At 73.9% G+C, this 8,206-nt stretch carries 5 protein-coding genes; all 5 read right to left on the reverse strand.

Annotated elements, in window-relative coordinates:
* Positions 1 to 158: 158 nt before the first annotated feature.
* A complete protein-coding gene (locus tag ACGFU6_RS00805; protein ID WP_393607282.1) occupies positions 159 to 3,995 on the reverse strand; it encodes a condensation domain-containing protein in 3,837 nt (1,278 codons plus the stop codon).
* Between the two features lie 68 nt (positions 3,996 to 4,063).
* Complete coding sequence (locus ACGFU6_RS00810; RefSeq protein WP_393607284.1) at positions 4,064 to 5,917, reverse strand: amino acid adenylation domain-containing protein; 1,854 nt, start codon at positions 5,915 to 5,917, stop codon at positions 4,064 to 4,066.
* Positions 5,918 to 5,925: 8 nt separating this feature from the next.
* Positions 5,926 to 6,960: a TauD/TfdA family dioxygenase gene (locus ACGFU6_RS00815; protein WP_393607286.1), complete on the reverse strand. Its 1,035-nt coding sequence runs from the start codon at positions 6,958 to 6,960 to the stop codon at positions 5,926 to 5,928.
* Positions 6,961 to 7,025: 65 nt separating this feature from the next.
* Positions 7,026 to 7,805: a thioesterase II family protein gene (locus ACGFU6_RS00820; protein ID WP_393607288.1), complete on the reverse strand. Its 780-nt coding sequence runs from the start codon at positions 7,803 to 7,805 to the stop codon at positions 7,026 to 7,028.
* Positions 7,802 to 8,206, reverse strand: a 405-nt coding sequence (locus tag ACGFU6_RS00825) for a phosphopantetheine-binding protein (protein WP_393607290.1), incomplete at its 5' end; no start/stop codon positions are given. The genes ACGFU6_RS00825 and ACGFU6_RS00820, both read right to left, overlap by 4 nt.

Below are 8,206 nucleotides of genomic sequence, written 5' to 3' on the forward strand. Positions count from 1 at the left end.
GATGCGAGGGACCGGGGCGAACGGTTCCTCTCGCCTCCGTGCCCTCACGCTAGGGGCGCGGGGCCTGCGCCCACGGCAGTCGGCCCGGCAGCTCGGAGCGGCAGAAAGCGGGGGCACGGAGCTGCCGCCCCGTGCCCCCGCCGTCCGCGGCAGGCCGTTCAGCCCCGGCGGGCGCCCGCCCGGGTGCGGCGGCGCAGGCCCGGGGCGGCCTTGCGGCGGTCCGCCGGGGCGGGCCCGGCCCCCTCCGGCTCGATCGCGTCCGCGACGGCACCGGCGAGACGCTGGGAGAGCGTGGCCGCCGTCGGGTTGCGGAACACGTCGCGCAGGGTGAGGTCCTGCCCGAACTCGGTTCGGATCCGGTTGAGCAGACGCACCGCCAGCAGCGAGTGGCCGCCGGACTTGAAGAAGTTGTCGTCCGCCCCGATGTCACGTCCGCCCAGCACATCACGGAAGACGCCCAGCAGCCGTGTGTCCGTGCCGACGGCCGGCGCCGCGCCCGGCGCGGGCGCGTCCTCCTCGGGCAGGAGTGCCGGGTCCTCACCGGGCGCGGGCAGCCGGGCCGTTCGTATCACCCGGGCCGGTGCCAGGTACTCGGGCAGCCGTTCCGCCGCCCAGGCGCGCAGCGCGCTCCCGGTGGGCGGCGGCCCCGGGGCGCAGGTGACGAGGGCGAGGAGCAGGCCGTCGCGGACGAGGACGCGTGCACCGGTCACCGCCGGGTGCCGGGCGAGTACGCCCTCCACGTGGCCGGGCTCGACCGGGTAGCCGTCGACGGTGTGGACGGCGACTGGCCGCAGCGCACCGTCCGCGTCCCGGTAGGCGCGCCGGCCGGTGGCACGCAGCCCGCCGCCGGGGGCCGGCTCGTGCACCTCGCCCGGGACGCGGACACAGGTGCGGCGCCCCTGCGCGTCGAGGACGACCGCCGGGTCGCCGTCGCCGGGCGCGGGCTGCCCGTACCGCAGGGCGGAGAGCGGGATCTCGGGGCCGGCGGCGAACGCGTCGAGGGTCTCGGTCAGGCGCCGGGTCAGCAGGCGGGCGGTGTCCGCGTCGTACAGTGCGGTCGCGTACTCCAGGACACCCCGCAGACCGGTCCGCGTCCCGTCCGGGCCGACGGTCTCGGTGAGCGCGAAAGTGAGGTCCGACTTGGCGCCGGTGCCGCGGAAAGCCAGCGGTTCGCCGTCCAGCGCCGACGGGACGGCGGAGGCGTCGCCCGCCCCTGCCGCGTGCACCTGGAGCATCACCTGCACGAGCGGCGCGTGCGCCGTCGACCGGTGCGGGCTCAGGTGCTCGACCAGCCGGTCGAACGGCAGGTCCTGGTGGCTGTAGGCGGCCAGGCCCGCGTCGCGGACCCGGCGCACCAGCTCGGTGGGGGCGGGGTCGCCCGAGGAGTCGGTGCGCAGCACCAGCGTGTTGACGAAGAACCCGACGAGCGGGTGCAGTGACTCGTCGGCCCGGCCCGCGACGGTGGTGCCGATCGCCACGTCCTCGCCCGCGCCGTGCCGGGTGAGCAGGGCGGCGAGAGCGGCCTGCACCACCATGAACAGAGTGGCGCCGTCGCGCCGGGCACACCGCAGCAGCGCCCGGTGGGTGTCGGCGCTCACCTCGAACGGGGCGAGCGCGCCCCGGCCGTCCGGTTCGAGTTGACGGGGCCGGTCGGTGGGCAGCGCGAGCAGCGGCGGCATCCCGTCGAGGGCGGTACGCCAGTACGCGAGCTGTTCGGCTGCTACGCCGTGTTGGCCGTCGAGCAGGTCGTGCTGCCAGAGGGTGTAGTCGGCGTACTGGACGGGCAGCGGCTGCCACCCGGGAGCCCGGCCTTCGGCGCGGGCCGCGTAGGCGGTGGCGAGATCGGCCAGGAGGCAGCCGGTCGACCAGCCGTCACCGGCGATGTGGTGCACCAGCAGCACCATCACCTGGTCCCCGGCGGCGTCCTCCAGGAGCCAGGCCCGGAAGGGGATCTCCGCGGCGAGGCCGAAGACATGACCGGCCGCGGCGTCCACCGCTGCGCGGAGTTCGTCCGGGCCGTTCGTCCGCACCACGTCGAGGACGGGTTCGGCGTGCTCCAGCACCTCCTGGTACGGCTCGCCGTCAGCCGACCCGTGCACCGTGCGCAGCACCTCGTGCCGTTGTGCGACGTCGGCGAGGGCGGCGGCGAAGGCGGCCCTGCGGACCGGGCGGCGCAGCCGGGTCACCACGGGGATGTTGTAGGTGGCGCTCGGGCCCTCCATCTGGTCCACGAACCAGAGCCGCTGCTGCGCGGCGGACAGCGGGAGCCGTGCGGGCCGCAGGGCGGCGGGCACCGGCCGCAGCGGCGGCCGGACGGGCCCGTCGCCCTGCTCGGCGAGGCGACGCAGCAGCCGGGCCGGGGTGGGTGCCAGGAAGACGTCGCGGATCGAGGCCTGGACGCCCAGTGCCTTGCGGATGCGGTTGGTGAGCTTCCCGGCGAGCAGGGAGTGCCCGCCCAGCTTGAAGAAGCTGTCGCCGGGCCCCACCTCGTCCCGTCCCAGCACCTCGGCGAACAGGCCGCGAAGGATCTCCTCGCGGGGACCGGCCGCCGAACGGGTGCGCGGGCTCCCGTCGTCGCGCGGTTCGCCGGGGGTTTCGGCGTTCTGCTGCTCGGCCCGGGCGAGGGCCTCGTGACGGCGGTCGAGCGCCTCGCGTTCCGCGCCTGAGAGCAGACCGGTCCGGCTGAGGGGCGTGCCGGCCGGCTGCTCGGCGTAGGCGGTCAGCGCGCGTCGGAACAGGGTGAGGAGCAGTCGCGCGGTCTCCTCGTCGTAGCGGTCGGTCGCGTACTGGAGGCCGAGCAGCACCCCGCCGGGTTCGCCGTCGGGGCCGTAGGTCTCCGCGCAGTTGAAGCCGAGGTCGAACTTGGCGGTGGCCAGGTCCGCGTCGTCGAGGGTGCCTGATACGGGGCCGAGACGGCAGGTGGTGTCCTGCGCGGTCTGCGTGGTGAGCATCACCTGGAAGAAGGGGTGCAGTCCGAGGGACCGTTCCGGGTCGAGGTTCTCGACGAGCAGGTCGAACGGCAGGTCCTCGTGGGCCATGGCGGCCAGGTCCCGTTCGCGGACCTGGCGGAGAAGTGTGCCGAGGTCCGGGTCGGCGGACAGGTCGGCGGGCAGTGCGAGGGAGTTGACGAAGAACCCGACGACGTCGTGCAGATCCTCCTCGGGCCGCCCTGCGACGGGCGTCCCCACCACCACGTCCGTCTGCGCCCCGGCGGCCCGCAGCGCGACGCAGAGGGCGGCCCGGGCGGTCATGAAGAACGTCGCACGGTGGGCGCGGGCGATGCCGGCGAGCGCCTTGTGGGCGCCGGCACCGAGGCGGTCGGTGACCAGGGCCCCCCGGTGGCTGGGCTCGGTGGGGCGGGGGCGGTCGGCGGGCAGCCTGGTCGCGGCCGGTACGCCGTCCAGTGCCGCCCGCCAGTGGGCGAGCTGTTCGTGGGCCGTGCTGTCGGGATCACCGGGGTCTCCGAGCATGTCCCGCTGCCACAGCGCGTAGTCCGCGTACTGGACGGGCAGTGGTTCCCACCCGGGGGCGCGGCCCTCGGACCGGGCCCGGTAGGCCCGGTCGAGGTCGGTGAGCAGACAGCTGACGGACCAGCCGTCGGTGGCGATGTGGTGCACCAGCAGGACCAGCACGGCGGTTCCGTCGTGTACGGCGAACAACCGGGCCCGCAGCGGCAGGTCACGGGTGACGTCGAAGGGGAGGCGCGCGAAGGCGGTGACCCGCGTGTCCACATCGTCGCCGGGTGCGCACTCCTCGGTCTCCAGCCGCACGTCGGGATCGCTGACGATGTGCTGGTACGGCTCCCCGTCCTCGGTCAGGTAGACCGTGCGGAGCACCTCGTGGCGGTCCACCACGTCACGCACCGCCGCCTCCAGGGCCGGCCGGTCGGGTGCGGCCTCCAGCCGCAGCACGACAGGCGCGTTGTAGGCGGCGGACGCGCCCTCGAGACGGTTCAGGAACCACAGCCGGTGCTGGGCGTACGAGAGGGGGATCACGGTTGCTGCTCCTCGGGGAGGGCGGGGGCGGGCGGGAGTACGGGCCGGTGACGTGGCTGAGCCAGGGCTCAGCCATCCTTCGCGGCCAGCAACTCCTCGATGTGGGCGGCGAGGTCGCGCAGCCTCGGGTGGGCGTAGACCGCCTTCACCGGCAGGGCCAGGGAGAGTTCGGCCCGTACGCGGGAGACCAGCTTGATGGCGAGCAGCGAATGGCCGCCCAGCTTGAAGAAGTTGTCGTCGGGGCCGATCGACGCCGCGCCCAGGACATGCGCCCAGACCCGGGCGACCAGCTCCTCGGCCCGGCCCTGGACACCCTCGCCCTCCGGGGCGGCCACGGTGGTCACCGCCGCCTCGATCCGGGCCTTCTCGATCCGGGCCGGCAGCGCGGAGCGGTCGAGCTTGCCGCTGGGGGTGGTCGCGAACCGGTCGACGGCGACGAACGCGGACGGCGTCATGTAGGCCGGCAGCGTGGCCGACGCGGCGGCACGCAGCGAGGTGGCGTCCCCGCCCCGGTGGAAGGCGATCAGACACGGGCTGCCCCCGGCGTCCTCGCCCAGGATCACGGCCGCCTCTTCGGCGCCACCGGTCCGGGTCAGGACGGCCTCGATCTCCTGCACCTCGATGCGGTGACCGCGCAGCTTCACCTGGCCGTCGAGCCGGCCCAGGTGCACGAGCCGGCCGTCCGGCAGCAGTCGGCAGCGGTCCCCGGTGCGGTACATGCGGTCGCCCGGCGCGCCGGACGGGTCGGCGACGAATCGCTGGGCGGTGAGACCGGGGCTGCGACGGTAGCCGCGGGCGACCCGGGGACCCGCCAGATACAGCTCGCCCGCCTCACCGGCACCGACCGGTACCAGGCGCTCGTCCAGCAGCCGCATCCGCAGCCCCGGCAGCACGGCACCGATGTGTGGCTCGCCCGGCTCCTCGATCCAGCCGACGGTGGCATCGACGGTGCACTCGGTGGGCCCGTACACGTTCACGGCGCGCAGCAGACCGCAGCGGTACGCGGCGGACAGCCGGTCCCACAGTGCCGGGCCGATCGCCTCGCCGCCGACGAGCAGCGTCAGCGGGCGGGGGCCACCGTCCGGGGTGAGCAGGTCCAGGACCGGGTCGGCGTGCGACGGGGTGATGTCGAGATCGGTGAGGCCCTGGGTGTCGATGAAGGCGGCCAGCAGGGCGGGGTCGCGGCGGGTCTCCTCGTCGATCATCACCAGCGTGTCGCCGCGCGACAGCCGCACCCACTGCTGGACGGAGGCGTCGAACGACGGTGAGGCGTTCCAGCCCACCCGTCGGCTCTCGCCGTCCGCGGCGCCCGCGTCCTCCAGTTCACGCAGCAGCAGGGAGGCCGCACCGCGACCGATCTCCACACCCTTGGGCCGGCCCGTGGAGCCGGAGGTGTAGATGACGTAGGCGAGTGTGTCCGGGCCGACCGGCACCGGCGTGAAGGCGGTGCCCGCCCCGCCCGCCGCCGTCAACTGGTCCGGCGTGACCGCTCGGGGGCCGGGGAACGCCGTACCGGCTTCGTCGCTCACCACCAGATCGGCGCCCGAGTCCTCGACGAGCAGACGTTGCCGCTCCTCGGGGAGCGCCGGATCCACCGGCAGGTAGGCGGCGCCCGCCGTGAGGGTGCCGATGATCGCGGTGACCAGATCGGCGCCGCGCGGCAGGCACAGGGCGACGACGCTCTCCGGCCCGGCGCCGAGCCCGGCCAGCCCCGCCGCGAAGGCCGAGGCCCGCTCGCGCAGCTGGTTGAAGCTCAGTTCCAGGTCGCCGGCGACGACGGCGGTGAGGTCACCGGGTACGGAGGCGAGCCGGACCATCAGGTCGGCCGCGCCGGTTCCAGCCGAGGCGCACACGTCGCAGGGGCAGGCGGGCGGGTGGGACAGGGCGGGGGCGGCGGTGCGCTCAAGGAGTACGGCGGTCATGGCGGGGCTCACTTTCCGTACAGGGCGGGGGAGGGAGCGGAGGCCGGGGAGCAGTCGGACAGCGGCACCGGCTCGCCCATGGCGACGAGGATCTTCCGGTCACCGGTGAACGCCTCGCGGCCGTGGGCACAGAGGATGTTGTCCACCAGCATCAGATCGCCGGCCTGCCAGGTCTCCCGTACGGTCACCGACCGGTACACGTCGTTGACGGCGTCCACCTCGGCGTCGGTGAGGGAGGTGCCGTCACCGAGGTAGGTGTTGAACGGCAGCCCGTCCGCACCGAAGGTGTCGATCAGCACGTCACGGATGTCCTCGTCGAGGGTCCGGGCGTTCCAGAACGCGAAGTGGTTGAACCAGGTCTGCTCACCGGTCACCGGGTGCGTGACGATCGCCGAGCGGCGCTGGCGGGTACGCAGGGTCTCCTCGTCCAGCCATTCGCAGCCGATTGCGTGGGTGTCGCAGTACTCCTCGGCGTCCTGCGGCCGGTCCGAGGAGAAGGCCTTGCGCCACGGCATGCCCGCCAGGTCGGAGTAGTTGCGCACCAGCAGCCAGCCGGCCTCCGCGAACCGCGCCGTCAGCTCCGGCGGCAGCTGCGCCAGGGCCGCGCGCATGTCGCCGATGGTGGTGGCGCCTCCCGTCTCGGGGGCGGTGACACAGCCGAAGAGCAGCACGCCGGGGAAGTCCAGGGTGTAACTGTTCTCGTTGTGCAGCCGGATGGGCTGGATGGCCGGCAGGTCGGTGGAGGAGAACACCCCCTCGCCGAAGTCGGTGCGCGGGGTCGCCTTCTCCTTGTAGCCGGCCCGCTCCGCGATGAGCGCGTCCCGCGCCTGGGCGAACGTCGCCGCGTCCGCCACCGGCAGGCCGCGCAGCATGACCGCACCGGACCGGTGCAGTTCCGCCTGGATCGCGGGCCGCTGGGCGGCCAGCCACGCGGTGGCCTCCGCCATGGTGGCGAACTCCGGTGTGTGGACGATCACCGGCTTGCCGGGCTCCCGGACGGGGGTGATACCGGTGGTGGCGGGCGGCTGGGCGAGAGCGGTCATGGCGGTTCCTCTTCTCTGAGCGGATCTGAGCGGAGTTCGGTGGGGTGTGGGGCCGTCGGGCGCGGTTATGCGGCCGTGGCGGTGGAGTCGCGATGCGTGTTGAGGACCGGAATCAGGCGGTCGAAGAAGCCCCGGAGGTCCTGCTGGAAGTAGAAGTGGTCGCCGGGCAGCACGTGCGGGACGACCTCGTGGCCTGCCACCTGCGACCAGCCGGCCAGCATGTCCACCGGGACGATCGGGTCGGCGTCCCCTCCGAACACGGCGACCGGGCAGTCCAGCCGGGCGTCCGGGGCGGTGCACCGGTAGGCGTCGTCGATCGCGAAGTCGGCCCGGATGGACGGCAGAACGATCTCTCGCAGCTCAGGGTCGTCCAGGATGCCGTCGTCCGTGCCGCCGCGCGCCTTGATGGCGGCGACCAGTTGGTCGTCGTCCAGCCGTTCCGGATGCACCGGGCACTGGTTGGGCAGCACCGGCGCCCGGCACGCGGAGGCGATCAGCCCACGCGGGGTACGCTCGGCCGCCCGCAGGGCACGGGCCACCTCGAAGGCGACCAGCGACCCCATGCTGTGCCCGAACACCACCAGATCACCGGTGTCGGCCGGCAACGAGTCCACCACGGGCTGCGCCAGGTCGTCCACGGACACGGCCAGGTCCTCGCAGTAGCGGGCGCCGCGCCCCGGGTACTGGCCGATCAGCAGCCGCACATCGGCCGGCAGGTGCTCGCGCCAGCCGCCGTAGGCATGGGCGTTGCCCCCGGCGTGCGGCAGCACCAGCAGCGACAGACGGTGCGGAGTGTCACCGGGAAGGTCCCAGACGACGTCTTCGGGGGCGAGGGAGGCGGTCATGAGCTGATCCGTTCTGTCTCGGTGCGACGGCGGAGGGCGGGCCGGGCCTTCTTGGCGGCCGGCGCGGTCTGCAGGGAGCGGATGTGCGCGGCGAGCCGGGCGGGCGTCGGGTGCTCGAAGACGTCACGGACGGTGAGCCGGACGTCGAGGGCCACGGCGATGTGGTTGGTGAGGCGGGAGCCGAGGAGTGAGTGGCCGCCGTGGTGGAAGAAGTCGTCATCGATGCTCAGCACGTCACCGGCGCCCAGCGTGCTGGTGAAGAGTCCGACCAGCGTCTCTTCGAGCGGGGTGCGGGGTGTTCGGCCTCCGGTGGAGGTGGTGGGTGTGGGTTCGGGGAGGGCGTGGGTGTCGATTTTTCCGTTGGGGGTGAGGGGGAGTTGGTCGAGTGGGGTGAGGTAGGT

The sequence above is a fragment of the Streptomyces sp. NPDC048462 genome (genome assembly GCF_043200175.1).
Lineage (GTDB): Bacteria > Actinomycetota > Actinomycetes > Streptomycetales > Streptomycetaceae > Streptomyces.

Excerpts from the sequence above, each read along its gene's own strand:
- ACGFU6_RS00810 (WP_393607284.1), bottom strand. The coding sequence starts at position 5,917 with ATGACCGCCGTACTCCTTGAGCGCACCGCCGCCCCCGCCCTGTCCCAC.
- ACGFU6_RS00815 (WP_393607286.1), bottom strand. The coding sequence starts at position 6,960 with ATGACCGCTCTCGCCCAGCCGCCCGCCACCACCGGTATCACCCCCGTC.
- ACGFU6_RS00820 (WP_393607288.1), bottom strand. The coding sequence starts at position 7,805 with ATGACCGCCTCCCTCGCCCCCGAAGACGTCGTCTGGGACCTTCCCGGT.